The organism is Pseudovibrio sp. Alg231-02 (genome assembly GCF_900143565.1).
Taxonomy (GTDB): domain Bacteria; phylum Pseudomonadota; class Alphaproteobacteria; order Rhizobiales; family Stappiaceae; genus Pseudovibrio.
Genome location: NZ_FREX01000001.1, coordinates 845,737 through 872,267 on the forward strand (window position 1 = coordinate 845,737; position 26,531 = coordinate 872,267).

Here is a 26,531-nt window from a genome sequence, read left to right on the forward strand (position 1 = left end):
AGCGGGTCGCTTACAAGCCTCTCATTTCATATCTCTTATCGCTAAATACAGTTCGTGACGCTGAGGTCCCTACTCAGGAAACCTTGCGTTTTGCAGCTTCTACCGGTGTACTGTTTTCCTGCAAATCACCATCATCCAGTATACGCCATTTCGGCCCTTCCATATCATCATACTGACCAGAGCGGAGGGACCATAAAAACGCTACCAAACCTGCGCCACCAAGAAACAACGCAATCGGAATGAGGTAGATTAAGACTTCCATAGTTCTGTTCAGACCTCCAGATTGGGCTGAGTAGATGAGCCTGCGAGCATTCTCAGGCGTACAGCGTTGAGCGTCACAATAATGGAAGAACCCGACATAGCCAAGGCTGCAACAAGAGGTGTGACAAAACCTAGCACTGCAAACGGCACTGCAATCAAGTTATAGACAACAGAAATGGCGAGATTTTGGTTCATCACCCAGCGCGCTTTCTTCGAGATTGTCAGTGCGCTCATAACGGGCGCAAGGCTATCTCCCAGGAAGACTGCATCTGCAGCTGCCTGACTGACGTGAACCGCTGAAACGGGCGAGATGGATACGTTTGCTGCCGCGAGCGAGGGGGCATCATTGAGGCCATCACCAACCATCAGAACCTTCTTGCCTTGTGCTTTCAGTTTTTCGATATGGTCGATCTTGTCTTGAGGCTTCATAGCAGCTTGCCAACTTTCAACACTAAGCATCTGCGCTGCGTGTTCGACTGCACCTTTATGGTCACCACTGAGAATTTCAATTGTGTAGCCCGCAGTTTTGAGCTTCTGGATCGTTTCAGTTGCCCCTTCCCTCATAAACTGGCCAACGGGAAGCAATTGTGCAGGCTTGTCTCCAGATTGGAAAGCGACAAAGGAAGCATCCGGTTGCTGCGTTTTTGCTTGTTCGAGCTGCTCATCAGAAACACCGCAAAATGCGGGAGAGCCTAGCTTCGCACACATTCCATCGACGACAGCTTCCACCCCTTTGCCCGCACTCTCTTTTGCATCTGGCAGTGCTTGTTGTGCGCCGGTTGCTTTTGCGATGGCCTGAGACAATGGATGTGAAGAAGACAGAGCAAGACGACCCGCCAGTTCTAGCTGCTCCGCTGAGAGACCATGCTCCTTTGAGAGTGACGCTTCTGGTAATGTCAGTGTGCCGGTTTTGTCGAACACAATGGTATCAACTGTCGCCAGACGCTCAATCGCATCACCAGCGTTCAGCAGCACTCGTTCATTAAAGAACAAGCCGCTTGCCACAACCTGAACTGCCGGAATTGCAAGGCCTAGAGCACAGGGGCATGTGATGATGAGAACGGAGATCGCGATGACCAAAGCTGGCTGCCATGCCATGCCGAGCATAATCCAGCCCACGAGCGTCAGAAGTGCAGCCGCATGCACAACGGGCGCATAAAGCTGTGAGGCGCGATCTGCGATATGCACGTATTTGGACCGACCTTCCATAGCCGTTTCCAGAAGTCTGTTCACCTCATCAAGCAGTGTGCCTTTTGCAGCAGCTGTGACTTCAATTTCCAATACGCCATAGGTGTTCATGGTACCAGCGTAGACGAGGTCCCCTTCCCCAACGGGCTGTAACAAGGTTTCGCCTGTCACCAGACTCTGATCGACTTCTGATGTGCCCGTGGAGATTTTGCCATCGACGGAAATGCGTTCGCCAGCTCTGACCAGAACGCGATCACCAATAGACAACTTGGACAAAGGCACATCGAGTGCGCTGCCGTCCTCTTGTATCTTAGCAGCGCTCTCGGCTTTCAAAGTCGCGAGGTTTTCCGCAAAAGAACGCGTTTTTCTGCGCATGAGATGATCGCAGTAACGGCCAACGAGCAGGAAGAACAACAGCATCACTGCACTATCAAAATAAGCGTGCTCTGCTTCCTGAACGGTTTGCCACATGGAAAGGCCAGTTGCGAGCAACACCCCGATTGTGATCGGCACGTCCATATTCAAACGGCCTGTCTTCACAGCCATGTAGGCACTGCGGAAGAAAATACGGCCAGAGTAAACGACGGTTGGCAGTGCGATTAGTGCGGAAACCCAATGGAAGAAAGACCGGGTCTCAGGATCAATATCTGATGCGTTGCCAGACCAGATTGAGATGGACAACAGCATGATATTCATTGCTGCAAAGCCAGAAACGGCCAATGCGCGCAAGATCTCTTTGCCCACAGCATCGCCGCGGGATTTTACCTGAGCAGGATCAAAAGGATACGCTTTATAGCCCAGCCTTTGGAGAAGATCGACAATAGGAGATGGATTGGTCTTCTCTCCATCCCAGTCCACTGAAAGACGGTGGGATGACAGGTTTACGCGTGCTTTTTCTACACCATCCAATTTCTGGAGGCCACGCTCAATTTCGTACATACATGCGGCACACGTAATACCATCAACGGCAAGGTCCATATGAGCCTTGCCATCATCGGTATTTGTTACGAATGCAGCCCAATCCCTTTCAGGCGCAGACATGCTATTACCGCCTTACTCAGCGAAGAAAATCTTGTTTTTGGAACGGAAGATCGGAAGTGTTTTGTCACTTCGATCCGCGATTTCTACGACCACGTTCCAGTTGCCCGCACCAATGCCAGATGCATTGGCTACATATTCACCCGCGGAGCGCTCAGACAGAACAAGATCCTGATCAGCTGCGGTGATTGTTGGGCGGTGCAGTTTAACGGTGACCATTTCGCCAGTGATTGGAGCACCAGCTTTGTCTTTTGCCAGTACGCGAATATGGGCAGAGCCATCACCGTTGCGTTCAATGGCAGCATTTACGCTCCAGTTCAGAGCAGCCTGAGCATTCGCCTTAGCTATTTCTTTATTGTATCGCTGGCTCACCTTGTAGGAGCTATCGACTTCCAGTCCTGGGAAGGTATCGATCGCAATATAGATCATAACAGCATTCATCGCAGCGATAGCGCCGAAGAACGCGATAAGGCTGAACAAAACCGTGCGGCCAGTAATCTGCCGAGGTTTGCGCGGAGACTTGTGGTCTACAGCCATTGTCATATCCTAGCTCCTTTTTGGCGGCTCATAAGATGGGGGTGAGCTTCGCCTTTTGATCATTTAAGTGATAAGGGGCGTACCCCTTATCACGCAAGTTTAATTAGGTGCTTTTACAGCCTGTGACGACTATTTACCGGGTGCCCGGAAGAAGTCGCTGATCACTGTTGTCTCACCCGTCTCTGTGTCCACCAGCTTAAAGCTCATAGGCAGAGAGCTTGGCATTTCAACGCCAGCTGGAGAGAACACCAGTGCTCGTACAGAACGGGTCGTATCAGCATCTACCGACAAGCTCAGCTGAGTATCCTTTGTCACGTCAGCCGCATTCTTGTGAATGCCCACAACTTCAAGGGTCGCCCCTTTAGGCATGTCCTCAACACTCAGCGTGAAGGACTGTTCGTTGTTGTGCTTGTTTAGCAGGCGAAGCGAATAGCCGTTTCTGAAAGAACCGTCACTTTGCTGAACGTAGAGCGGGTTGCGATCATGAACGACAGACAAATCCGTCATGGAACGGTTAAGCTGCGCGTACAACATCACACCTGCGATCATCAAAATGATTACTGTGTAGATCACTGTACGAGGGCGAACCAGGCGATAGACTGCAGCCTCACCTTTCTCACGGCGCTCAATATTGACGTCCGTGTCATACGCGATCAGACCTGTTGGCTTGCCAACCTTGGTCATGATTGAGTCACACGCGTCAATACACAGACCACACTGGATACAATCGAGCTGCGCGCCTTTACGGATATCGACACCTGTCGGACATGCATAGAAACACTGATTACAATCGATGCAATCACCAGCAGGCAAGCCTTCTTCGATGCGCTTCTTGCTCTCTTTCAAGTGACCACGAGGTTCACCACGGTCGTAGCGATACGTCACATTGAGCGCATGCTCATCCGTAAGAGCTGCCTGAATACGTGGCCAAGGACACATATACACACAGACCTGCTCACGCATGTGACCAGCCAGCGAATAGGTGGTGAACGTCAGGATACCAATCCAGACGTAAGCAGAAAATGCAGCCTGACCTGTTGCCAGATCATATACAAGCGTTGGTGCATCCGCGAAGTAAAGAACCCACGCTCCGCCGGTCCACCAGGCAATCATCAACCAGAGAAAATGCTTCGTTCCCTTTTTGAGAATCTTTTCTGCATTCCAAGGCTGTTTGTCCAGCGTAATCCGCTTGCGGCGATCGCCTTCAATCATGCTTTCTACGCGGAAGAACAGGTCTGTCCAAACTGTCTGCGGGCAAAGATAACCGCACCAGAGACGACCTGCGATAGCATTCATCAAAAACAGACCAACAGCCGCAATGATGAGCAATCCGGTGAGATAGTAGACTTCCTGTGGCCAGATTTCGAGAAAGAAAAAGTAACCTCTTTTTCTCTCAAAATCGACGAGAACAGCCTGATCAGGGAGCAAAGGCCCTCTGTCCCAACGAATAAAGGGGGTAAAGTAATAAATCCCAAGAGTAATAAAAAGGATTGCCCATTTGATTTTCCGAAAACGGCCTTTTACCTCCATAGGGTAAACTTTAGCCGCTGACGCGAACCAGGCTTCGTCCTCTTCTTTATCGATGGGTTCAACTTGGCTAGACATAATGTCTTCCTCAGTTGGCGATGTGCTTTGTGCAAGTGAAGCGAGGGCACTTACGCGTCCTCGCTTGTGTCGTCATCTCAAAAATATTCAGAGATCTTATTGACCGCCACCGAGTGAGTGAACGTACACAGCCAATGATTTAACTGTGGTTTCACCCAGACGATCGATCCATGCAGGCATCACACCGTGACGTGGTGCATTCACCTGCGCGATGATGTCTTCTACGGACTTGCCATAGAGATAGGTTGGTGCTGTCAGGTTAGGAGAACCTGTTTCCAGATCACCCTTAGCGTTTTCCATATGACAGGCAGCACAGTTCTCTTCATAGATCACTTTGCCTGCTTCCAGATCAACGCCTTCTTGTGTTGGAAGACCTGCTATAGAACCAACATAGTTCGCAACCTGAACAATCTCTTCTTTTTCAAGCAGCTCATCACGGCCGAATGCAGGCATTTCCGCATACCGGGTTTCATCATGTTCTGAACGAACACCATAAGAGATAGTGGTTGAGAGGGTGTCCAAATCGCCACCCCAGATCCAGCTGTCGTCCTGAAGGTTTGGATAGCCTTCAAAGCCTGTCGCGCCGGTTCCATGACAAGGTGCACAGTTGTCACCGAATGCCACTTCACCCTGAGCCATAGCAAACTCGAGCAGTTCCGGAGTATCACGAATTTCTTCGAGAGATGCTTCGAGAAGCATCTTGCCGGTTTCTGCGCGCTCTGCAGCCGCTACATCAAAGTTCTCCGTTGCAACCGCACGCTGGCTGTAATCCAGAAGACCCTTTGTGTAGCCGTTGACCAGAGGCCAACTTGGCATGAGGATCCAGTAGATTACGGACCATACGATGGAGCCGTAGAACATGTAGAGCCACCACTTAGGGAGCGGGTGGTTGAGTTCCTTGAGGCCATCCCATTCGTGACCAGTGGTTTCAACACCCGTTACCTGGTCGATTTCCTTTTTGTGCTCAGCCATTAATCGTCCTCCCGAAGCGGGATCTGTGAAGCATCGTTAAAGCGCTCCCCATTACTTGGCCAGCAAGCGTAAAGAATTACGCCTGCGAAGATTGCCATGAAATAGAGCAGGCCACCAGTTTGCGCGAAGTGTGCAAGAGCGGTGTAAGTCGCGTCCATCATCTTCTCCTTAGCGCAAGTTGGCTTTTTCGTCGTAGAGGCTAAAGTCTACGAGCGTGCCAAGCATCTGCAGGTAAGCTACCAGTGCATCCATCTCAGTCACTTCTTTGGCGTTGCCGTCAAAGTCGCGAATAAGAACATCAGGGTAACGCTCTTCGAACGCTTCTGCTGCATCGCTGTCAGGCTCTGCCTGAGCGAGAAGATCCACTTTTGCGTTTGCAATCTGTTCCTCGGAATAAGGAACACCGTACAATGCATTCACTTTCAGATGGTTCTCGATCTCGATTGTAGAGAGCTTGGCATCCATCAGGAATGGGTAGCCAGGCATCACTGAGGTCGGAGACACTGAGCGTGGGTTGATCAGGTGATCACGCTGCCACTCATCAGAGTACTTACCGCCTACACGAGCGAGGTCAGGACCGGTACGCTTTGAGCCCCACTGGAATGGGCGATCGTACATGGATTCCGCTGCCAGTGAGTAGTTGCCGTAGCGCTCCAGCTCGTCACGCATTGGACGGATCTGCTGTGAGTGACAGGCATAACAGCCTTCACGCACGTAGATGTTACGTCCAACAAGCTCGAGCGGAGTGTAAGGGCGCATACCCTCAGTTTTTTCGATCGTGCTCTTCAGGTAGTAAAGAGGAACGATTTCAACGAGACCGCCGATTGAGATCATGATGACGATGCCAATAATCAGGATCAGCGAGTTTTTCTCGAAGATTTGGTGTTTTTTCCAAGCAGACATTCGTGATCTCCCGATTATTCCGCTGGCGCCATTGCAGGCTGGCCTGCAGCTTCACTTTCGACTGCCTCACCTACACGCACTGTCATAATGAGGTTGTAAACCATGATGAGAGCACCTGCGAGGAAGAGAAGACCACCGAATGCACGCATGACGTAGAACGGATACATCGCATCCACTGTTTCGATGAAGGAGTACTCAAGGAAGCCAAGGCTATCGTAAGCACGCCACATCAGACCCTGCATGATACCGGATACCCACATCGCGCAGATGTAGAACACGATGCCAAGCGTAGAGATCCAGAAGTGCCAGTTAACGAGGCGCAGAGAGTACAGAGACTTCTTGTGATAGAGCCAAGGTACGAGGCAGTACAGAGCACCGAAGGAGATGTAACCAACCCAGCCGAGCGCACCAGCGTGTACGTGACCAATCGTCCAGTCAGTGTAGTGTGAAAGGCCGTTCACAGCACGGATGGACATCAAAGGACCTTCGAAGGTCGCCATGCCGTAGAATGCCACGGAAACAACCATCATACGCAGAACAGGGTCAGTCCGCAGTTTGTCCCAAGCACCGGACAGCGTCATCAGACCGTTGATCATACCACCCCAGGACGGCATCCAGAGGATGATGGAGAAGGTCATACCAAGAGTAGACGCCCACTGTGGCAGTGAGGTGTAATGCAGATGGTGAGGGCCAGCCCAGATGTACAGGAAGATCAGCGCCCAGAAGTGAACGATAGACAGACGGTAAGAATAGACCGGACGCTCAGCACGCTTCGGAATGAAGTAGTACATGATTGCCAGGAAGCCAGCTGTCAGGAAGAAGCCCACTGCGTTGTGACCATACCACCACTGAACCATCGCATCCTGAACACCAGACCAAACAATGTAGGACTTGGTGGAGTAGATGCTGACAGGCAGAGAAGCGTTGTTGAACAGGTGCAGAACTGCAATTGTTACGATAAACGCGAGGTAGAACCAGTTTGCCACATAGATATGCGACTCTTTACGGCGCCAGATGGAACCGAGGAAGGTCAACAGATATCCGACCCAAACAATGGTCAGAAGCCAGTCCGCATACCACTCTGGCTCAGCGTATTCTTTACCCTGAGTTACACCGAGGAGGTAACCAGTACCTGCCACAACGATGAAGAGGTTGTAACCGAGGACTACAAACCATGGGGCAATTGAACCAGGCAAGCGGGCCTGACAGGTGCGCTGCACAACGTAGAATGAAGACGCGATAAGAACGTTACCGCCGAATGCAAAAATAACGGCAGATGTATGCAGCGGACGCAGGCGCCCGAAGTTGATCCATGGCAGGTCAAAGTTCAAAGCTGGGAATGCCAGCTGAGATGCAATGATCACACCTACCGTGAAACCCGCGATACCCCAGAAAACAGATGCCCACGTCGCGAATTTAACAGGAGCCATATTGTAGTTTGGCTTACCGTTAATTTCCAGCGGCGCAGGTGTGTTGTTTCCGTCGAAGTATCGGCGAAAAATGAAGAAAATACCGGCCAATGATGCTAGTGCAATCAATGCGGTATGAAATGCCAAGACCTGATCCCAGGTTTTACCTGCAATGACCAGACAGAAAATCGCTACCGCGAGAAGAAGGAGGGAAAATCCACCTTCCTCTAGCGACAGATATCTGACTTTCCGCTCACCCATGATGTTCGCCCCATATAAAGTAAACAAGTTCGTCCAGATAGGACTACCTGAGCGTAGTTCTATGGGTGGCAAATTGCCCCGCCCTTGATACATGTCAAAAAGAACTCGAACAAAAAAAATAAAATTACTCTAATTCGCAACTACACCCCCCATTATTGGGTTTTCGTCATATATTACATGAATTTAGGGCAAGATGCGTTGTTTTGGCGCAGCTTGAAGCGAGTTTCACTGGTTCCTGAGAAAGTTAGCGTAATTTGATAGGTGAAGCGGAGGCGGCACGCATACATAGAATCATGATTAGCTAGATAAGTTCTCAATTCCATACCGCAGCGCACCAAACTCTCGCAGCGAAATTTGACCTAGGTCGCAACCGAATTTTCCGTGGGATCTGTTTTTTGCGCGGAGATTGGCCCCAGTACGTATCTGGTCACAACTGGCATGAATGCTAAAAGTCCCATAAAGCGAGCTAACTGGTGGGTGGCAACGAACACCGGATCAATGTCCAGCAGGATCGATATAAGAAGCATTGCTTCCATGCCTCCGGGAGCAAAGGCCAGAAAAACCTTATCGAATGAGACGTCCAGAGCCCAAGACGTCACCAGCGCCCCTGTTAGCGCAACTGACAGACTGATCGCAAACACCACAAGAGACGTGCCAAGCATGGGCTTTAGGGTACTGCTTTCCATCTTCCCAATATAGAGGCCTACATTGGTTCCCATGATTACGTAGCAAGGCATGGCAAGCCAAGCAGGCAAGTTAAACTCTAAAATCCCCGTTGAGTTAAGGGCAGCACTGGCAAAGAATGCCCCGGTGAGCAGCCCAGCAGGCGCCTTCAGCCTTAAGGCCAGCATTGCAAAGATCGTGCAGATCAGAAGAGCAGCTATGAGTTCAACTGCAACCGTTGGACTGAACGCCACTTCGGCATCTTTAGTCATAACGTCGGTTGCCCCATTTGAATCGACCATATTTGTGACAATCAAAGGCAGAACAGCAATCAAAAGGAAGAGGCGCACAAGCTGGACAATCATAATTCGGTCCATGGGCGCTCCCCTCTCCAAGGCGAGCGCAGCCGTCATTCCCAGTGCACCCGGCAAACCTGCGAAGAATGCCTCATCCCTACCCCAGTTGCATTTCTTGTATGCGTAAAGGTAGACCGTTGTGGTGATGCCACCGACAACAGCACCCAGTGCTAACATCGACAAAGGCCACAAAGAGGCCCCCTCCCAGAAATCTGGAGAGACTGCAGTCCCCATTGCAGCGCCGATAAATATGGAATTTGTGGAGGTTAGATGCTTAGGAAACGTGAGATCCTGATTAGCGATCAAAGGTAGAGAAAGAGATTTCGCCAGAACCAAGACAACCATAGGCCCAGCCAGAAAACCAGCAGGAAGAGAAAGCAGTTCAAAAACAGCTGCTCCTGCCCCTCCAAGCGCAAGAACTCCAACTAAACTCAGAATGTCTTTTCCGCTCACGGCTTTACCTCCTCATGTCGTCACGACACAAGAAGTACAAATCGCAATTCATATGATCAATCTTGATAGAACCAATCAATATATAATTTCAACCAGAGAGTTTAGAACTGTTCGCAAACAGCCACGAATTGCTTGAAGGGACTTGAGTTTTTTAAAAACTCAGTGTTGTTGACAGGGATCAAAGTTCAATTAGTCCATTTGCGTATGGTAGCGTCATGACCGATCTAGAGCAAAAATATGCGTCCTTGAACGTACCCCGTTATACCTCCTATCCAACAGCTCCTCACTTCAGTGAAGCTGTGACACCATCTCTCTATGGTGACTGGCTGGAGAGTATTCCTCATGACACTCCTCTGTCGCTTTATCTGCATGTGCCGTTTTGTCAGGAAATGTGCCATTACTGCGGATGTAACACCAAGGCGACACGCAAGATGGCGCCGGTGCTTGCGTATGTGGAGTTGATGCTCAAAGAGATTGACCTTGTGCTGAAGCGCCTTGGTACAGGCCGTCTGGTGCACCACATCCATTGGGGTGGCGGCACACCAAGCCTCGTTCCGCGCGAAGCATTTCTGAAGATTGTCGAAAAGCTGAAGGACAACTTCGTTTTCTCCGAGGACATTGAGCACGCGATCGAGCTCGATCCGAGAACCGTTGGTGATTATCTGGCCGAGACACTTAAGATGGCTGGCATCACACGGACCAGCTTGGGCGTTCAGGACTTTGATGAAGACGTTCAAAAACAGATTGGCCGCATTCAGCCGTACAAAACAGTGATGAAGGCTGTTACTGCTCTTCGCAATGTTGGATTGAACGATATCAATTTTGATTTGATGTATGGGTTGCCAGGACAATCTGAGCAGACAATTCGCGAGACAGTTGAGTACACCAAAGAACTTGCGCCGGGCCGTGTTGCTCTGTTCGGTTACGCGCACGTGCCTTGGTTCAAGAAGCACCAGCAGTTGATCAAGGAAGAGAACCTGCCGGGCGCGAATGAGCGCATTCGCCTTTCAGACGTTTCTCGCGATGCTCTTGTCGATGCTGGCTATGAAGTGATCGGTCTTGACCACTTTGCTCTGCCAACGGATGAGATGGCAATCGCTTTGAAGGAAGGCCGCCTACGCCGGAACTTCCAAGGGTACACCACCGACACGGCTGATACTTTGATCGGCTTCGGTTGCAGCTCCATCGGCTTCTTGCCACAGGGCTATGTGCAAACGACACCATCAGCTCGCGAATGGGAGCGTATGGTTGTTGATGATGTACTGCCGATCAAGAAAGGCATTGCCGTTGATCAGGTTGATCTGTGTCGTGCTGAAATCATCATGCAGCTGATGACCTACTATGAGGTCGATTACGCAGCCACAGCAGAAAAGCACGGATTGCCAGTCAGTGAGTTTGACCGCATTCCAGCTGAGATGCAGGAAATGATCGATGATGGCGTTGCAACCCTTGAGGGAACGGTTGTTACAGTGACAGATGCAGGCCGACGCTATGTTCGCGTGGTGGCAGCGGCGTTTGATACTTACCTTGCAACTCAGCAAGCCCGGCACTCTGTCGCGGTTTAATCCCGATCTGATCCAAAGATGAAAGAAGCGGCCTTTATGGGCCGCTTTTCTTTTGTCCAGACAACAAAAAAGGCGCTGAGTTTTCAGCGCCTGTTTCATTCATGTACTGCGGATGCCTTATCAGGTCATCTTTGCTCTAGAAGTGAGCTTCTTAGTGCATACCAGTCAGCTGACAGATGCCACAAATGTTGGTGATGTGGATGCTGTCCTGCTTTTCAACCTTTATCAGACCGCGACGTTTCAACTGAGAAATCACGCGGCTTACGGTTTCAATGGTCAGACCTAGATAGTCAGCGATTTCCTGACGGGTCATGGACAGAGCAACAGTCTTGGTATCTGGTCGACCCTCTTCATTCGGGCCTGAGCAGCCGTGTCCACCACGGTTTGGCACCAAACTCATCAGAAAGGTAGAAACGCGCTCCAGTGCGGATTTACGGCCCAGCAGAACTGTGTGTTCGTGAAGGATCTCCATCTGGGAGAGCAAGCAACGATTTACATAGTGCTGCATCATCGGAGAAGTAGAGATCTCGCGGCTTTCGAAAACCTGCAACTCAACTTCGGTCAGCGCTTCAGCCGTGCAGTCAAAGAAATCACGGTTGGAGAAACCGAGCATATCGCCTTCACGCAGAATATAGACCACCTGGCGACGTCCGTCCGGAAGCAGCTTGTAGAGCATCATAACCCCACGCACGACTTCATAGAGGCGCTCTGCCTTATCACCCTCATAGAAAAGCACGTCATGCGCAGACAATCGCTGCTTACGACCAAGATGCTTTCCCGCGGCTTCTGGCTGCTTGAAGTTTTCCTGACAACCGTTGAATGGTGCCTGGCCATCAAGATCGCTAAGCTTTGTCAATGTGGCCGATACCATAATCCCTCCTCGCGGATATCTCCGCAAACATCGTGCCTGGGCAAGTAGCGAGAACTATTCGTCTATTCTCTAAATGCCGCTTGGCCATGGCAAACATCCGTCATTGCTTGCCTGACCTGTTGATGCAGATTTACTGATTAGAATGCAACGTCAAAATACGCATTAAAACTTATTGAGCAGGTTCATATCTTAGTAATTTGATCTGAAACAATCAAAATTTTGCGTTAGATCAAGTTTACACGTACACCAATAAATCCTGTTCTTTCAATGGCTTACGAACAACAGGCGTTGTGGTGATTTTTGGCAAATCTCGCGTAATCTTCCAGAGAGGCTGGCCGCTGATTGCGACAATTTGTGGCGCCTCATCCAAAGCAGCAACCTTCTCAATCAAATCAGATCCCGCCAATCCGGGAAGGTGCAGATCAACAAAGACAGTGTCATCTATACGAGGTGAAGCATCTGAGAGAAACGATTCTCCATCTGCAAAAGCGGCGCATGAGAGTTCGAGGCTCTCAAACATCCTAGCAATTGCATCTCGCACAGATACATCATCTTCGACAATATAGATCACAACAAACCCCAGCGTTGTTCTCGTAGCTCATGAGACAAAGCACAAAGGTGCAGCACTTTGTCTCACCAGTCACCATAACCAAGCGCCGGGGTCTTGTAATGCGTAGTAACACTCGGGAATAACAAGATTGGCCGAAAGTATAGCCAGTCATTCCCAATGAAGTTGCGCTACATCAAGCAGCTGGAGGCTCACCTGTAAGGACGATGCGGACGAGATCCGCAGCATTACGTGCACCAAGTTTTTCCATGATGCGCGCGCGGTGAACTTCAACAGTACGTGGAGAGATCTTGAGGTTTCTACCAGCTTCCTTGTTGGAGGAACCAGCAGTGATCTCAGTCAACACCTGACGTTCGCGTGGCGTCAAAGTTTCTGCGCCAGGGAATGTCAGTGTATTTGCACCACTCGCCTGTGCATTTCTGGAAACAGCTTCACGCACACGAGAGATGATGGATTCAACATCAAATGGCTTTTCAATGAAGTCGTAAGCGCCTGATTTGATCGCTTCAACAGCCATTGGGATATCGCCCTGACCGGAAATGATAAAGATTGGTGCAGGGAAGTTCTCACCATTCAGGCTTTTCAGAATATCAATGCCTGAGCGTCCTGGCATATGAACGTCAAGAAGAACACAGTTCGGCGTTTCTTCTTCTACCCCACCAAGAAACTCTTCAGCATTCGCAAAGGATTTTACGCGAAACCCTTCTGTTTCAAACAGCAGAGAAAGCGCGTCGCGAACCGCTGGGTCATCGTCAACAATATGGATCACAGACGGCATGGTCATGATTGCTCAGGTCCTTATTCTTGTTGTTCTAAACAACAGCTTCAGCTTAGCTTGTTGCTTTTGAGTTTACCGGGAGCCTCAAAGTGAAGGTTGCACCTTTACCTTCCTCATATGGCTCAACAAGTAAATCGCCACCATGGTTTTGGGCTATACTCCGAGAAATCGCAAGTCCAATACCTAAACCGCGCCGCTTTGTCCCAGTAAAGGCCTTGAAAAGGTGCGACACTGCTTCCTCATCCAGCCCTGGTCCGGTATCCATAACCTTAACAAACACATTGTCATCGTCACGTTCGACAGAAACAACTACTTGCTTAACAGGTTGATCCTTTACGGCTTCGCCTGCATTTCGGATCAAGTTTACAAGAATCTGTTGTATTTGTACGGAGTCCAACTCAAGCTGGTAGTTATAGTCCACGAAAGTAGAGATGAACTCGACATCATCCGCTTCGTGCCCTACCCGAACGAGTTCAAGGCAATCATCAATGAGTGTTGCAAGACCGGTTCCGATGCATTGCGGAGCCTGCCGTTCGACAAAGTTACGCATTCGCTGGATGATCTGACCAGCACGTTCAGCCTCCACCACAGCCTTATCCATCAGGCTGATCATAGGATCATCAGGCTGATCGGCAGCTCTTGCACGGCGCGCTGCCGTTTGCAGATAGAGCATCAGAGCCGTGAGTGGCTGATTAACCTCGTGAGCAATCGCAGCGCCCATTTCGTCCAACGCGTTCACGCGGGTCATCGTCACCAGGTTAGATTGCAGCACACGAAGGCGTTCTTCATATTCCTTGGTTGCCCGAAGATCTTTCAGGACGCCGATGAACTGATGACCGCTTTCTGTCTGAGCTTCACCAACGGACAGTTCTATTGGAATTTCGGTTCCGTCTTTATGGCGACCAACGACTTCGCGGCCAATGCCGACAACTTTCGGGTCTCCGGATTTCAGATAGTTCCGAATGAACTGGTCATGCTGCTTAGCAGTGGCGCTCGGCATCAGTGTGTTGACATTCTTGCCAACGACTTCGGCGCTCTTGTAGCCAAACATATTCTCGCAAGCACGGTTATAGATCAGGATCGTTCCGTTATCATCAATGACGATGATGCCATTAACGGCTGTATCCAGAACACTGTGCAAGCATGAAGAGGAGACCATAGTAGTTTCCTAGTTGTTGTAGGCGCACCCGTACGCTTATCTAAACGGGTATCTAGATGGGTATTTTGACTAATCAGCTATCCCATGGCCTGAGCTAGGTCAATCACCTAGCCTGCGACTGATTTAACGATTAATTCCCGCTAATTCATTGATATATTATGTAGGAGACGAGCGTTCTCTAAACCTGAGCGTGTAAATCTAGAGTTTGAAGACATCGGAAGCGAGGCTGCCCTCCGGCTAGATAATGCATTTACCTATTGTAAAACCCAGAGAACCCTTAGGTTAGTTTATGTAAAATATTATTTTACGAGTTTTGGGTCACGACGCAAAATCATTGCGGAATTTGGAATAAGACTAAGTAGAGTAAACCAAAAGTAGTAAGCGTGTTCACCTATACGGCGCGTATATGTCGCAGGATATATCATACTCTGAGCCCAGGTTTTCCACCGTAGCACAACGTTTCAGGCTCTTTTCGCCCGGTATCGAAGCCCCTTCCTTGAGTCGTGTGCGGCGATTGAAATTTTATTTCGCACTCACAAATCGGGGTCAGGAGATCGGATCTGATGGTTTTGTGCCAGTTCTGTAAGTGCTTTGAAGTTGGCACGTATTGAAAACTCATGCTGCAGTTGCAAAAGGTTCAATCGCAATCCGTTGAGAAGCAACAGCTCATCATGGCCATGCAAACGTTTGTGAACCGGTAGGCTACAAAAGATCTTCGAGACTTGTGTAGCCGCAATGTCTGCAACACTGCGGGCTGGCACTAAAGCATCCGTACGCATTTTGGTCGACATGTTCTGAGCTAAGGCATTCCATTCCTGCGCAGAGCAAACGGAAGCTTCCTGATGCTCAACCAAGATTTCCTTGAGCAGTTGCCCGATCATGCCAGCAAGATCCTGCGGGTCCATTCTCGTTTTTTGCCGCAACACAATGAGAGCCATTTCGCCCACAAGCTCCACAGTGATGGAGAAGGAGCTCCAACGGGAGGCTTCGAGAGCCTGCTGAAAATCTTCCTCGTCAAGCAGTGTCTTCCAATGAACACCAGCCCGAGAGCGGGAGTATTCCTGCACATTCTTATAAGTCAGATACGCCGCACTGCGCCCAAGATACCCCTTTAACTTAAGAAGGGTATCCAAGTCGGATCTATAAAAGAAGAAAGCATAGATGCGCTTCAGCCAGCTTGGACTGTCGAGAGATACATTCTCGATATTTTCAAAGGCACCTAGCAGGTTCTCTTTGGTAGAATTGCGTTGTTGTCCCAACTCATAGCCTTTCGTCGCGGTCGGAAAAATCTACGGTTACAAAGACGCAATAACTCGTATTGAACTCTTGCCTTTCACAAAAGATCGGTCAACTGTGCAACATTGAGAGACAAAAAACACTTAATGGAAGTAACGGACCTACCAGTCCGGCGGGGGAAGCATGCTTCAAGGTTGGATCGTAGTCCTTGTCGCTTTGGCATATATACTGCTCTTATTTGTTATCGCGAGTTACGGTGACAAAGTCGCCAAGAACCGCGTTAAAAAGACAAGAGGGCGGCCACTCATCTATGCCCTCTCGCTCTCCGTTTATTGTACATCATGGACATTTTTTGGATCTGTCGGATCTGCTTCGAGAAATGGTTTCGAGTTTATTGCCATTTACCTCGGGCCTATCCTCGTGTTCGCTTTTGGGTTTCCGCTGATCCTGCGGGTGATCCAACTTGCGAAGGCAGAAAAGATTACATCCGTTGCCGACTTTATTGCCGCTAGGTATGGCAAAAACCCTATGGTCGGCGCGATTGTCACATTGATCGCCTTTATCGGCATGATCCCCTACATCGCCCTTCAACTGAAGGCGCTGGATCTGTCTGTCGGCACGATTGTGCTGCACCCTCTATTGTCGCTTGATGATGCAGAGATTTCGATCTTTGGTGATGAGACACTGATGATCGCCATTTTCATGGCTGTGTTTACGTGGTTATTCGGCACCCGCCATATTGATGCGACAGAGCACCAAGAAGGCTTGATGCTATCCATCGCGACTGAAGCCGTTGTTAAGCTCGTTGCTTTTCTCGCAATCGGTATTTGGGTTACCTTCATGCTGTTTGATGGGCCATGGGATCTCCTGCACGCTTCCTTTGCTAACACCAACAGCTCACAGGACCTGTTCACGAATATCAACGCCAGCAAGTGGGCAGTTATCACGCTCCTGTCTTTGTTCTCGATTGTGCTTCTGCCGCGCCAGTTCCATGTGACTGTGACGGAATACAACAGTGAAGCTGAGTTGAAACGGGCGACATGGCTGTTTCCAAGTTACCTGATCGCCATCAATCTATTCGTCGTGCCCATTGCCCTTGCAGGTATGACCATTTTGGGCAACACGGTCGACCCGGACATGTTCGTGCTGGCGCTGCCTCGTGCTTATGATGCTGACTGGTTGACCCTGCTGGTGTTTATTGGTGGTCTTTCCGCAGCAACAGCCATGGTGATTGTGACCACCGTTGCGCTTTCCATCATGGTTTCCAACGATCTGGTGATGCCGATTATTCTGCGCCGGCGTAGTGAAGACGAGATCATTTCGACTTCAGGCGAAGACATGAGCCAGCTGGTGCTGGGCATTCGGCGCATGTCGATCTTCCTCGTCATTCTAGGAAGTTATGTCTACTACCGCGTTGCGGGTGATAGTGCGGCTCTTTCGAGCATCGGCCTTCTCTCTTTTGCAGCAATTGCACAGTTCGCTCCTGCCTTTATCGGTGGCTTAATCTGGCGCAGAGCGACGGCGCGCGGCGCGATTGCCAGTATGACAGCTGGATTTGCAGTTTGGTTCTACACTCTGCTGCTTCCTGTCTTTGCGCGGGAGAGTATCTTTGGCTCAAACATCCTTAGTAACGGCCCGTTCGGCATAGAGTTCCTGAAGCCTGAAGCATTGCTTTACCTTGATATGGATCCGTTTGTGCACGGTGTACTCTGGAGCCTTTTGTCGGGACTGCTGTTTTACGTGGTCTTCTCGCTCACGCGGCAACCGACTGCGATTGAGCGCATTCAGGCCAACACTTTTGTGCCCACTGGGATTGCACAGGCCCCTGCCCTGCGGAAGCTGCGGACAACAGTGACGATCGGAGATCTGCAAGCAACGATTTCTCGTTATGTTGGAGAAGAGCGGACGCAGCGTTCCTTTGATACCTATGCTGCGGAGCATCGCATCACGATTGACAGCAGCGAAGAAGCCGATGCCGTGATCCTGCGTTTTTCCGAGCAACTGCTTGCCAGTGCAATCGGATCAGCGTCCGCACGACTGGTGCTTTCTCTTCTGCTCAAACGGCGAGACCCGGGTACACAGGAAGCCATCAAACTGCTGGATGATGCGACCGAGGCCATCCAATATAACCGCGATCTTTTGCAGATCGCGCTGGACCAAGTGCGGCAGGGTATCTCTGTTTATGACAAGGATTTGCGCCTGATCTGCTGGAATCGGCAGTATCGCGAGATGCTGATGTTGCCGGCCAAGTTTGGACAAGTTGGCACTTCGCTTGAGGAGATGATCCGCCATATTGCAGAAGCAGGCGAGTTTGGAGATGGCGATGTAGACGAGATTGTCGGTCTGCGCATGCACAACTTCATTAATCGCCAAGAGACCTATCAGGAGCATCTGGTCAGCACTGGAACGGTGTTGGAAGTGCGCACCAGCCCAATGCCTTATGGTGGGCTGGTCACCAGTTACACTGATATTACTGAGCGTGTTTTTGCAGAGGAAGCTCTTGCCCGAGCCAATGAGAATTTGGAGCAGCGGGTTCGGGACCGGACCGAAGAGCTGACGAAGGTGAATGAGCAACTTGAAGCTGCCAAGAAGACGGCTGAGCTGGCTTATCAGGACAAAACGCGGTTCCTGGCTGCTGCAAGCCATGACATTTTACAGCCGTTGAATGCAGCGCGACTTTATTCTTCTACTCTGACTGATCGTTTCATGGACGGAGACCCGGAAGACCGCAAACTGGTTAGCAATATCGAGGCCTCACTGGAGTCAGTAGAAGAGATCATTGGTGCTGTTCTCGATATTTCCCGTCTGGATACCCGGGCGTTCAAAGCAGAGATCTCGACATTCCGCCTGGATGATATTCTCAATCCATTACGCGTAGAGTTCACTCCAATTGCCAAGGAAAAAGGGCTCAAGCTCACAATCCGCAGCACAGATGTTTGTGTGCGCTCAGATCGACGTCTTTTGCGGCGTTTGCTGCAGAACCTCATTTCAAATGGACTGAAGTACACTACAAAAGGTGGCGTCGTAGTCGGTGTTCGCAAGACGAAGAACAATATGGCAAATATTCAGGTCTACGATAGCGGGATCGGCATTCCAGAAAAGCAGCAGGAGCTGATTTTCAAGGAATTCCGCCGCCTTGATGATGGCGCACGCATTGCCTCCGGGCTTGGGCTGGGCCTTTCTATCGTGGAACGCATTAGTAAGGTGTTGGCGCTCAACGTGGCACTCAAATCTCAGGATGGGAGAGGCTCTCGCTTCTCTCTTGCCATTAAAGAGGCCATGAGTGTACCAGTTGCTGCAAAGCAAGCTCAGCCCAGTGCTATCGTCAGTCAGCTGGCTGGCCTCAATGTGCTGGCTATCGATAATGAACCGCAGATTCTGGAGGGTATGGAGTCTTTGTTGCGTACATGGAAATGTAACGTGCTGACGGCTCCAAATGCGCAGGATGCTGCCAAGGCAATCTATGCCAGTAAGACGCAACCAGACATCATTCTGGCAGACTACCATCTGGATCAGGGAACTGGCATTGAAGCCGTTGTGCACTTGCGCTGGAAGTTTGGCGTGCACTTCCCTGCTATGCTTATTACTGCAGACAGAACGGCAGAAGTGCGTACAGAGGCCTCTGACAAAGATATGGAGATGATCCATAAGCCGCTGAAGCCAGCTGTACTGCGAGCACACCTGATGCGGTGCAAGGCAGCTCTAGGAGACACATGACCTTTCAGGAGCCTCACATTTGGCACTGCCAACAAAAAAGGCGCTCCAAAGAGCGCCTTTTTTCGTAGATCAACTCGAAGAATACCTAGCCAGCAATGCTTTGCCACTGACCAGCTTCGATCTTTGCCGCTGCAATGACTGCCTGTGTCCGACTTTCAACGCCAAGCTTCTGCAAAATAGCAGAAACATGCGCTTTTACAGTCGCTTCCGATACAGACAATTCATAGGCGATCTGCTTGTTCAGCAAACCTTGCGAAAGCATCATCAACACACGCACTTGCTGCGGTGTCAAAGAGGCCAGACGCTGAGCCATTTTGGTTGCTTCATCAACGGTGTTCAGGTCAATGTCTGGTGGAATCCAAACACCTCCCTCCAGAACTACTGAAACACCATCCTGAATAACATCAATACCAAGTGACTTTGGAATATACCCGGACGCGCCAAACTCAATGGCACTGCGAATTGTAGTCGGATCTTCTGTTCCGGAAACGACAACAATTGGCACACCCACATATTGAGCACGCAAGTACATTAATCCAGAGAACCCTCGCATGCCCGGCATGGACAGATCCAGAAGGATCATGTCTACGTCTTCCTCCCGATCGAGAGCAGCGGTGACTTCATCAAGGCTCCCAGCCTCGATAATCTTTACCGATGCGAACTGTTTCTCGATTGTTTGACGCATTGCACCACGGAACAGCGGGTGGTCATCAGCGATAATAAAGCGGTGGACCGCGTTGTGCACGCTGTGCTCCTCCATTTCTTGTCGTGGACTGCCTCCAATGACCTTCGATCCGTCTCGTCGAAATAAGATCATCAGATGTACAGTTTTCGACGCCTCGGGAGCTTGAACGAGATTTTCGCAGCTCTCCCAAAACGCCACGATAGATATTTTACAACCTTAGAACTCCGCAGAGTCTCAACCGGTCGCATCCCCCTATACAAAAGCATTATGCGAAACAGGGAGGTGCTGGCAAGCATGAAGTTGATTGTTTTCACTCATCTCACGCACTTTTACCACAAAACCGTCAGTAATCATTAAGATATTGCAAGAAGGCATGCATAGAACTCAAGAGTTGCTCCCAAAGTATGGGTCTCCCAAATCCTGCGTTTTTCTGTTTTTTGAACTTCGAGGATTGGGGATTAGTATTAGGTAGTAGAATTTTAGTCTAGCGGTTCGCTTGGGGGACTGTAGAGTATGTATACGTTGGGTAATCATTACTGGAGGTGGGAGTGCGTACACCAAATAGAGTCGCCTATTGGACCAAAACACGTGCGCTCATGGCTGCAACGCTCATTCTCTGGCTCATCTTCTTTGGCATCGCTGTCTATTATGGAGCACCCGGCTCTGATCCAAATGCGCCTCAAAATGAGTTGAGTGGGCTTTTGGGTTCTCTATCAAACAGTTATGTGTGGGGATGCCTCCTATTTTTTGTCGCCAGTATCCTGATCTCGTGGTTTTGCGGCGCACAGGACAGGCTTGATGAAAGCAACACAGGCTCTTCTCAGAAGCAGGGGAGCACATCATGACACTCTCCAGCCTCGATCCTCATCCTTCACAATACAAAGGTCTTCCGCTTGCGCTTTGTCTGTTCACGCTCGCACTCTTTTTGCTGACCGGTCTACTCGCCGTTATGGAAAAAGCGGGCGTTGTTGTCGTGCTTATCGAAGCATTGATGGCTTTGCTGCCATTGCTGGTATTTGCCATGGTGGGTATTCTGGCGCGGACGATGAAGCTCTCTGAGTATCATTGGGGCGGCAAGAATGTGCCGGCAGGCCTGACAGGTGTGACCTTAGCTGCGTGTTTTGTTGGTGGCAGCTTCTTTCCCCTGTTCCTCTCTGTGGTTTTCTTGCCTGAATACATCAGCTTCCCAATTGTTTTAGGATGGGTAAGCAGTCTTGTCTTATGTGCGGTGCTCTTTGCCTCTCCTCTCAGGAAGTTTGGTTCGGCGACGGTTCCGGAGTTTCTGGGTGTCCGTTTGCAGAGCAATTTGGTGCGGTTGATTGCCAGTGGTCTGGTTGTTCTCGTTGGTATTCCTCTCCTGTGCACCGAGATGCTGATTGGTGGTCAGGTTCTGGCAACATCTCTCAACGCGACCTCAACGACGGGCATTCTGCTCTTTTCAATGGTGTTGCTCATTTCTGTTGTGCTTGGTGGTATCAGCGGAGCTGTGTGGACACAGGCTCTGCAAGGTGTGCTGATGGTGTTTGCCTGCCTTTCACCAGTCATCCTGCTTGGATTGGACCAGCTAACCTCACCAATGGTTTCCGAAAATGTTGGTTTCACCAGTGTCGTCAGTACTTCGCTCACAGAGCAACTCGCCGCGATCATTGATATTGAGAATACAAGTATCGGCTGGTTCTTGATGCAAGGGCCATATGCTGGTGGTCTCTGGCCGTTGATTGGAACTGCTCTTTTCTTTGCCATTGGCATGGCTAGCCTTCCCCACCTTCTCAGCAAGTTTCAGGGAACAGGAAGTTCAGCATCTGCTCGTCGCGCTGCCGGATATTCTCTTTCTTTCCTTTTGCTCCTGGTGGTTGTTGGGTCGGCCTATTTCCTGTTGCTGGCGGATGAACGGCTTCAGAACCTGCTTGGACCGAATGCACTTGATCAGGGCCATCAAAGCGGTCTCATTGCTGCGCTGATCAGGTCCGGGATTGTTGCAGCAGCACTTGCTGCAAGTTCTGCACTCTTGATGGCGCTTTCAACAAGCGTTTCGCGAGATCTCGTTGAGGCTTTGGTGTTGCCACGTGCCTCTCTCAACCAGAAAATCGTGCTGGCACGTGTTGTGGTTCTGGTGATTTGTGCCTTTGTCACCTATCTTGCCTATAGCGAGAGTTTGTTGTTCTTAGACATGCTGACATTGTCGCTCTCCCTTGCAGCGGCTGCCTTCTTTCCTGTGCTTGTACTTTCATGCTGGTGGAGCAGATTTCACGCAACAGCGGCATACAGCGCGATGCTCTCAGGCAGCTTGGCAACCCTGTTTTACGCTCTTGCCGTGACCAGTGGTTCCACGGGCTTCTGGTTTGGTTTTCCTGCTGAGATGGGCGGATTGCTCGGTGTGTTCTTAGGATTTGCCGTCGGAATCTCACTTTCCTACGTTACTTTTTCCCAGGATGAGCGTCATTTTTATCTGGCAAGTTTATTGGAGCAACCAGGCGAACGAGACCTCTCGATAGATCTACCTGACACTTCTGACAAGGATGAACCGGAAGAACTCATAGAGATTAAGATGTAATTTTCAGAAAGTTGTAAGTAAACTCTTACAAGCACTGACCGTCGTTTGTAGTCCATTTACGCCGATTCAAATTTACAACTTCCGCTAAGTCGAATTCAATAGAGCTGCGTCTATAGTTTATCTCCAATAGAAGCCTAGGAGAAACCTATGGACGCTTTACAACGTGCTGCCCGTGCCAGTGTTGCTCGTATCTGCGGATTTTACTGCCTCGGCGTGCTCCTGATTATGGCAGCGCTCAGCTTTGATCCGGCAAGTTCTTTCCGTACAGGCGCTATGCTTGCAATCACTCTGAGTGCTGTTCTTGTTTACAAAGCCTGGATTATGCCAAACGGTAAGCATGACGGCGATGATGCGTGGGCCTTGATCAAGGGACAGGACAGCAGCGGGCAAGACCCAAACAGAATGCAAAGCGACGCGCTACGCACCGCCTATCATGAGTATTCCAAGCGGGCGATGGTTATCGCTCTGGGGCTCTGGTTCGTCAGCGTTGTAGCTAGTATTTCTGACTGACTGCTGTCAGTCGTCAGGAACCAAGATAATGCAGGGTCATGGAGCGTCGATGCGGCGCTCTTCTATGCTCGATCAAATAAATACCCTGCCAGGTCCCCAAATCCAACTCCCCGTCGACCACCGGTATTTGCAGAGATACTCCTGTGAGCATGGTTTTGATATGCGCAGGCATATCGTCCGGGCCCTCATAAGAATGGAGCCACCCACCATTTTCAGGCGCAAGATTTGCCAGAGCCTTTTGCAGGTCCTGCAGAACGGTCGGATCAGCATTTTCCTGTATGGTGACAGAGGCCGAAGTGTGGCGAACGAATAATGTGAGCAATCCATCTTTTAATTGGAGCGACTTGGCCCATTCCCGGATCTCTTTGGTGACTTCATAAAAGCCTAATCCCTCCGTCATGAACACCAGTCGTCCCATGGACTGAGAAAGCTGCGTCTGACCACTATCAATGGTCCAGACTTCGCAGCTGTTCTTCGTTTTTGACCAACCCGACATGCTCGAAATCCATCCCCTTATTATTCGTTAATTAAGATCGTGTCGTTGTCATTGACGCGAGATTGCGCGACAACTTCTATAACAAATATATTGGCAACATTTTATTGTCGCTTCCGGAGAAACTACATGTCTGAGAATTTCGCTCCTCTGTCGATAAGTCAAGAGGCCGTCGCTGAAGCAAAGGCATTTAACAAGGAAATGACGGAGCAGCTGCGCGCGCTTCCTGATCCATGGAGTTTCCCCCCTACTGTCACCCGTGAACGCCGGTTACAGGGGCTTGGTGCGTTTCCTATCCCAACCTACTCGGAGCAGGCTGAAGATCTGGAAATTGAAGGGCAGCATGGTTCTATTCCCCTACGGCTCTTCAAAGCTGATAAAAACTCATCAAAAGGTGTGATAATTCATTTCCATGGTGGAGGCTTTGTTTTCGGCTCAGCTTCCTTTCAGGATCCTTATCTGGAGAGCATGGCAAACAACACTGGGCTTGACCTAGTTTCAGTTGAATATCGCCTTGCTCCGGAACATCCTTTCCCGCAAGGACCTGATGATTGTGAGGCGGCTTGCCATTGGGTTTTGAATGAAGGCGCGAGCCAATATGGCTGGGATGCCTTTGCTTTGACCGGGGAAAGTGCGGGTGCGACATTGGCCCTGACGACCGCCCTTCGCCTGCGTGACAAGCATGGGATGATCCCCTTTAAGGCGTTGGTTTTGTTGTCAGGTTGGTATGACATCGGGCTTACGCCATCTGCCCGCCTTTGGGGTGAAGAGGTGCTTTTTCCAACAACCCGTGACCTTCAAATGTTCGGGAGGCATTTTCTGCTTGGAGAGGAAAACGCGGAGGATCCAGCTGTTTCTCCTTTGTATGCCCGGCTGGAAGGATTGCCGCCAGCACTGCTAAGTGTAGGTACAGAAGACCCACTACTGGATGATACTTGTTTTCTCGCGTCCAGGTTGAAATCTGCTGAAGTGGAGACTTCACTTGAGGTTTATCCCCATGGATGTCATGTTTTTCAAAGTTTTGATCTTGCTCTTGCCAAGCTGAGCACCCAAAGGATAGATAGTTTTTTTCGGACGAAATTCGGTTCGACCTGACCTAATTATTAATAATTAGTGGGTTATCGCAGTAGCGCTTATGGACCGAGGCTGCACAAAGGGTTGGATATGGCAAGCTTAGAAACACTTCTCTCGTTTGTGAATACATGGGAATGCGACGAGAACGACCATTTGAACGTGCAGTTTTACTTCTCTAAATTTGAAGAAGCTGACCGTCAATTCAGAATGATGACCGGATTTAGCGAAGCACTGGTTGGTGCGCGCCGTGTTCGGCACGTGCGTTACCATGCAGAGCTGGTTGCTGCATCCCTGATTACCGTGAAGTCTTATGTGGCCTTTGACGGGCCGCACATGCTCTCTGTTGTGCATGAAATGATTGAAGGCTCCACCGGGGAGATCTGCGCAACCGCGATTGATGGCTATACGCCAAATCCTAGTTCTGCAAAGCAGTTGCGGGCGCGCTTCAAAGATGTTGAGGAGAATATCTCCAAGCCAGCGGTTCCACGTGGCATCTCGCCAAGCCCGTTCTCTGGCAAACCAACTATTGATGATTTGCTCAAGAGCGGCGCGCAGATTACTGGCCGCTCAACAGTTCTGCCACGGAATCTGAATGCTGAACAGAAAGCTGAAGACGCATTTGCACTTGCCTGCTTCTCTGATGCTGCGGCGCATGTGTGGGAGCGGACTCCGATGAACACGGCGTGGTTGGATGAGAATGAATACGGCCGGGTTGCGCTGGAGCAGAAGCTATCCTGGATCAGCCCGCTGAAGCTGGGGGATATGGGTCTGGTGATTTCTACGCTGACCAGCGTTCAGGAAAACACCTTCACAATCCGCCATCATCTGTTTGAATCTCGTACCAAGCGTTTGGCGGCGGTGTGTGATCAGGTGTCTATCAGCATGGATCTGAATAGCCGTAAGACTGTCCCTCTGACTGCAGATTTCCGCACAGCACTGGTGGCCTTACAAACACAGTAAGCTTTGCGACCAACGCGTTAAGAACCGCCTTCCTTTGAAGGCGGTTTTTTTATGCCCGCTTGTTACTGCGCTGGCTGTTCGTTTTCGCCCTTCTGGAAATCGTCTTTCATTTCTTCGACAACAGAGAAGAAACGGCGCATGGCGTTTTCGGTGAACTCCAGTGCTTCTTCCAGTTTTTGCTCTTCTTCATCGCCGAACCAGCCTTCTTCCTGTTGGTTGGCGATGGAGAGGTCGAGGCCTGCTTCGGGTTTGATGGCGGCGATGCTAGCGTCTTCGGTCAGGGTAGCAAGTGCTTCGGAGATGCGTCTAAGTTCTTGACGCATCTTGTTGTTTTCTGCTTCCAGACGGGTGATTTCGTCCTCGTAGACCATGATGCCGTCAAGGGAAGGCTGGCAGACGAGTTTTTCGGCCTTAGTGGCGCAGAGTGATACTATCCCCGTGCGGGTATCGAGGCGGATCAGCCCTTTATCCGTCTGCTGCATTTCAAAGCGAACGGGAACATCCTGCTCAGTTTGGGCAAATGCGCTTTGTCCACTCATCGCAAAGGTGACCGCAAGGATTCCACTGGCCAGATAAGACTGTTTCACGATTTCTTCCCATCTCTGTTTCAAATCAACGACTTAAAGCCTCTGGAGATTGCAGAGCCATACCTGCTGGCAGATATGGCTTTCAGTTTAGCAGCAATCAGAGCGCCTTGACCATCCGATCAGACATA

The 26,531-nt window shown here is 50.2% G+C and carries 24 protein-coding genes; 7 read left to right on the forward strand and 17 right to left on the reverse strand.

Annotated features, from left to right (window positions below; all coding sequences use genetic code 11):
• Nucleotides 1-73 precede the first annotated feature (73 nt).
• The 9 genes from ccoS to DHN43_RS03725 all read right to left on the reverse strand — a co-directional run bounded on the left by ccoS (nt 74) and on the right by DHN43_RS03725 (nt 9,646).
• Nucleotides 74-262: a cbb3-type cytochrome oxidase assembly protein CcoS gene (gene ccoS / locus DHN43_RS03685; RefSeq protein ID WP_057464974.1), complete on the reverse strand. Its 189-nt coding sequence runs from the start codon at nt 260-262 to the stop codon at nt 74-76.
• A gap of 8 nt (nt 263-270) precedes the next feature.
• On the reverse strand, nt 271-2,490 hold the full coding sequence (locus DHN43_RS03690; RefSeq protein ID WP_108817751.1) for a cation-translocating P-type ATPase: 2,220 nt from the start codon (nt 2,488-2,490) through the stop codon (nt 271-273).
• Nucleotides 2,491-2,502: 12 nt separating this feature from the next.
• A complete protein-coding gene (locus tag DHN43_RS03695; protein WP_108817752.1) occupies nt 2,503-3,030 on the reverse strand; it encodes a FixH family protein in 528 nt (175 codons plus the stop codon).
• A gap of 123 nt (nt 3,031-3,153) precedes the next feature.
• Entirely contained in the window at nt 3,154-4,554 is a 1,401-nt protein-coding gene (gene ccoG, locus DHN43_RS03700; RefSeq protein ID WP_108817996.1) for a cytochrome c oxidase accessory protein CcoG, read from the reverse strand.
• 171 nt (nt 4,555-4,725) lie between these two features.
• A complete protein-coding gene (gene ccoP, locus DHN43_RS03705) occupies nt 4,726-5,601 on the reverse strand; it encodes a cytochrome-c oxidase, cbb3-type subunit III (RefSeq protein WP_108817753.1) in 876 nt (291 codons plus the stop codon).
• On the reverse strand, nt 5,601-5,759 hold the full coding sequence (locus DHN43_RS03710) for a cbb3-type cytochrome c oxidase subunit 3 (protein WP_037037069.1): 159 nt from the start codon (nt 5,757-5,759) through the stop codon (nt 5,601-5,603). The genes ccoP and DHN43_RS03710 overlap by 1 nt, the downstream gene beginning before the upstream one ends.
• 10 nt (nt 5,760-5,769) lie before the next feature.
• Entirely contained in the window at nt 5,770-6,504 is a 735-nt protein-coding gene (gene ccoO / locus DHN43_RS03715; protein ID WP_108817754.1) for a cytochrome-c oxidase, cbb3-type subunit II, read from the reverse strand.
• Between the two features lie 14 nt (nt 6,505-6,518).
• On the reverse strand, nt 6,519-8,174 hold the full coding sequence (gene ccoN, locus DHN43_RS03720; protein ID WP_108817755.1) for a cytochrome-c oxidase, cbb3-type subunit I: 1,656 nt from the start codon (nt 8,172-8,174) through the stop codon (nt 6,519-6,521).
• Nucleotides 8,175-8,533: 359 nt separating this feature from the next.
• Nucleotides 8,534-9,646, reverse strand: coding sequence for an AbrB family transcriptional regulator (locus DHN43_RS03725; RefSeq protein WP_108817756.1), 1,113 nt, complete (start codon nt 9,644-9,646; stop codon nt 8,534-8,536).
• A gap of 215 nt (nt 9,647-9,861) precedes the next feature.
• Between DHN43_RS03725 and hemN the strand changes: the two genes are divergently transcribed.
• Nucleotides 9,862-11,211 carry an oxygen-independent coproporphyrinogen III oxidase gene (gene hemN / locus DHN43_RS03730; RefSeq protein WP_108817757.1) on the forward strand — a complete coding sequence of 450 codons (1,350 nt, stop codon included), beginning with the start codon at nt 9,862-9,864 and terminating at the stop codon, nt 11,209-11,211.
• Between the two features lie 151 nt (nt 11,212-11,362).
• Here hemN and DHN43_RS03735 read toward each other — a convergent pair whose 3' ends face one another.
• The 5 genes from DHN43_RS03735 to DHN43_RS03755 form a co-directional block, all read right to left on the reverse strand.
• A complete protein-coding gene (locus tag DHN43_RS03735) occupies nt 11,363-12,082 on the reverse strand; it encodes a Crp/Fnr family transcriptional regulator (RefSeq protein WP_063287338.1) in 720 nt (239 codons plus the stop codon).
• 235 nt (nt 12,083-12,317) lie between these two features.
• Nucleotides 12,318-12,653 (reverse strand): response regulator, encoded by a 336-nt coding sequence (locus DHN43_RS03740; protein WP_057464964.1) that lies wholly within the window; start codon nt 12,651-12,653, stop codon nt 12,318-12,320.
• Nucleotides 12,654-12,825: 172 nt separating this feature from the next.
• The gene (locus DHN43_RS03745) at nt 12,826-13,428 is read right to left on the reverse strand and encodes a response regulator transcription factor (RefSeq protein ID WP_181952038.1); all 603 of its coding nucleotides are present in this window, start codon (nt 13,426-13,428) and stop codon (nt 12,826-12,828) included.
• A 52-nt stretch (nt 13,429-13,480) separates the two neighbouring features.
• Complete coding sequence (locus DHN43_RS03750; protein WP_057464962.1) at nt 13,481-14,587, reverse strand: two-component system sensor histidine kinase NtrB; 1,107 nt, start codon at nt 14,585-14,587, stop codon at nt 13,481-13,483.
• Nucleotides 14,588-15,120: 533 nt separating this feature from the next.
• On the reverse strand, nt 15,121-15,846 hold the full coding sequence (locus tag DHN43_RS03755; protein ID WP_063292159.1) for a hypothetical protein: 726 nt from the start codon (nt 15,844-15,846) through the stop codon (nt 15,121-15,123).
• A gap of 160 nt (nt 15,847-16,006) precedes the next feature.
• On the opposite strand from DHN43_RS03755, the gene DHN43_RS03760 reads away from it, so the two are divergent.
• Nucleotides 16,007-19,540: a PAS domain-containing hybrid sensor histidine kinase/response regulator gene (locus DHN43_RS03760; RefSeq protein ID WP_208994807.1), complete on the forward strand. Its 3,534-nt coding sequence runs from the start codon at nt 16,007-16,009 to the stop codon at nt 19,538-19,540.
• 85 nt (nt 19,541-19,625) lie between these two features.
• On the opposite strand, the gene DHN43_RS03765 is transcribed toward DHN43_RS03760, so the two are convergent.
• Nucleotides 19,626-20,300, reverse strand: coding sequence for a response regulator (locus DHN43_RS03765; RefSeq protein ID WP_014284470.1), 675 nt, complete (start codon nt 20,298-20,300; stop codon nt 19,626-19,628).
• 473 nt (nt 20,301-20,773) lie between these two features.
• On the opposite strand from DHN43_RS03765, the gene DHN43_RS03770 reads away from it, so the two are divergent.
• The 3 genes from DHN43_RS03770 to DHN43_RS03780 all read left to right on the forward strand — a co-directional run bounded on the left by DHN43_RS03770 (nt 20,774) and on the right by DHN43_RS03780 (nt 23,289).
• On the forward strand, nt 20,774-21,070 hold the full coding sequence (locus DHN43_RS03770) for a hypothetical protein (RefSeq protein ID WP_208994808.1): 297 nt from the start codon (nt 20,774-20,776) through the stop codon (nt 21,068-21,070).
• Nucleotides 21,067-22,779: a sodium:solute symporter family transporter gene (locus DHN43_RS03775; RefSeq protein ID WP_108817758.1), complete on the forward strand. Its 1,713-nt coding sequence runs from the start codon at nt 21,067-21,069 to the stop codon at nt 22,777-22,779. The genes DHN43_RS03770 and DHN43_RS03775 overlap by 4 nt, the downstream gene beginning before the upstream one ends.
• Nucleotides 22,780-22,926: 147 nt before the next feature.
• Entirely contained in the window at nt 22,927-23,289 is a 363-nt protein-coding gene (locus DHN43_RS03780; protein WP_108817759.1) for a hypothetical protein, read from the forward strand.
• 13 nt (nt 23,290-23,302) lie between these two features.
• Here DHN43_RS03780 and DHN43_RS03785 read toward each other — a convergent pair whose 3' ends face one another.
• Entirely contained in the window at nt 23,303-23,707 is a 405-nt protein-coding gene (locus tag DHN43_RS03785) for a secondary thiamine-phosphate synthase enzyme YjbQ (protein ID WP_199914776.1), read from the reverse strand.
• A 204-nt stretch (nt 23,708-23,911) separates the two neighbouring features.
• Between DHN43_RS03785 and DHN43_RS03790 the strand changes: the two genes are divergently transcribed.
• The gene (locus tag DHN43_RS03790; protein ID WP_199914766.1) at nt 23,912-24,877 is read left to right on the forward strand and encodes an alpha/beta hydrolase; all 966 of its coding nucleotides are present in this window, start codon (nt 23,912-23,914) and stop codon (nt 24,875-24,877) included.
• A 69-nt stretch (nt 24,878-24,946) separates the two neighbouring features.
• Entirely contained in the window at nt 24,947-25,816 is an 870-nt protein-coding gene (locus tag DHN43_RS03795; protein WP_057464956.1) for an acyl-CoA thioesterase, read from the forward strand.
• Between the two features lie 62 nt (nt 25,817-25,878).
• On the opposite strand, the gene DHN43_RS03800 is transcribed toward DHN43_RS03795, so the two are convergent.
• Entirely contained in the window at nt 25,879-26,403 is a 525-nt protein-coding gene (locus DHN43_RS03800; RefSeq protein ID WP_108817761.1) for a hypothetical protein, read from the reverse strand.
• Nucleotides 26,404-26,531 lie beyond the last annotated feature (128 nt).

What these genes read in the sequence shown, in the direction of transcription:
- ccoG (WP_108817996.1), bottom strand. Translation starts at nt 4,554, where the DNA reads ATGGAGGTAAAAGGCCGTTTTCGGAAAATCAAATGGGCAATCCTTTTT.
- DHN43_RS03695 (WP_108817752.1), bottom strand. Translation starts at nt 3,030, where the DNA reads ATGACAATGGCTGTAGACCACAAGTCTCCGCGCAAACCTCGGCAGATT.
- DHN43_RS03775 (WP_108817758.1), top strand. Translation starts at nt 21,067, where the DNA reads ATGACACTCTCCAGCCTCGATCCTCATCCTTCACAATACAAAGGTCTT.
- ccoS (WP_057464974.1), bottom strand. Translation starts at nt 262, where the DNA reads ATGGAAGTCTTAATCTACCTCATTCCGATTGCGTTGTTTCTTGGTGGC.
- hemN (WP_108817757.1), top strand. Translation starts at nt 9,862, where the DNA reads ATGACCGATCTAGAGCAAAAATATGCGTCCTTGAACGTACCCCGTTAT.
- ccoP (WP_108817753.1), bottom strand. Translation starts at nt 5,601, where the DNA reads ATGGCTGAGCACAAAAAGGAAATCGACCAGGTAACGGGTGTTGAAACC.
- DHN43_RS03760 (WP_208994807.1), top strand. Translation starts at nt 16,007, where the DNA reads ATGCTTCAAGGTTGGATCGTAGTCCTTGTCGCTTTGGCATATATACTG.
- ccoN (WP_108817755.1), bottom strand. Translation starts at nt 8,174, where the DNA reads ATGGGTGAGCGGAAAGTCAGATATCTGTCGCTAGAGGAAGGTGGATTT.
- DHN43_RS03690 (WP_108817751.1), bottom strand. Translation starts at nt 2,490, where the DNA reads ATGTCTGCGCCTGAAAGGGATTGGGCTGCATTCGTAACAAATACCGAT.
- DHN43_RS03750 (WP_057464962.1), bottom strand. Translation starts at nt 14,587, where the DNA reads ATGGTCTCCTCTTCATGCTTGCACAGTGTTCTGGATACAGCCGTTAAT.
- DHN43_RS03790 (WP_199914766.1), top strand. Translation starts at nt 23,912, where the DNA reads ATGTCTGAGAATTTCGCTCCTCTGTCGATAAGTCAAGAGGCCGTCGCT.
- DHN43_RS03795 (WP_057464956.1), top strand. Translation starts at nt 24,947, where the DNA reads ATGGCAAGCTTAGAAACACTTCTCTCGTTTGTGAATACATGGGAATGC.
- DHN43_RS03710 (WP_037037069.1), bottom strand. Translation starts at nt 5,759, where the DNA reads ATGGACGCGACTTACACCGCTCTTGCACACTTCGCGCAAACTGGTGGC.
- DHN43_RS03785 (WP_199914776.1), bottom strand. Translation starts at nt 23,707, where the DNA reads ATGGGACGACTGGTGTTCATGACGGAGGGATTAGGCTTTTATGAAGTC.
- DHN43_RS03745 (WP_181952038.1), bottom strand. Translation starts at nt 13,428, where the DNA reads ATGCCGTCTGTGATCCATATTGTTGACGATGACCCAGCGGTTCGCGAC.
- DHN43_RS03780 (WP_108817759.1), top strand. Translation starts at nt 22,927, where the DNA reads ATGGACGCTTTACAACGTGCTGCCCGTGCCAGTGTTGCTCGTATCTGC.
- DHN43_RS03735 (WP_063287338.1), bottom strand. Translation starts at nt 12,082, where the DNA reads ATGGTATCGGCCACATTGACAAAGCTTAGCGATCTTGATGGCCAGGCA.
- ccoO (WP_108817754.1), bottom strand. Translation starts at nt 6,504, where the DNA reads ATGTCTGCTTGGAAAAAACACCAAATCTTCGAGAAAAACTCGCTGATC.
- DHN43_RS03765 (WP_014284470.1), bottom strand. Translation starts at nt 20,300, where the DNA reads ATGGAGGAGCACAGCGTGCACAACGCGGTCCACCGCTTTATTATCGCT.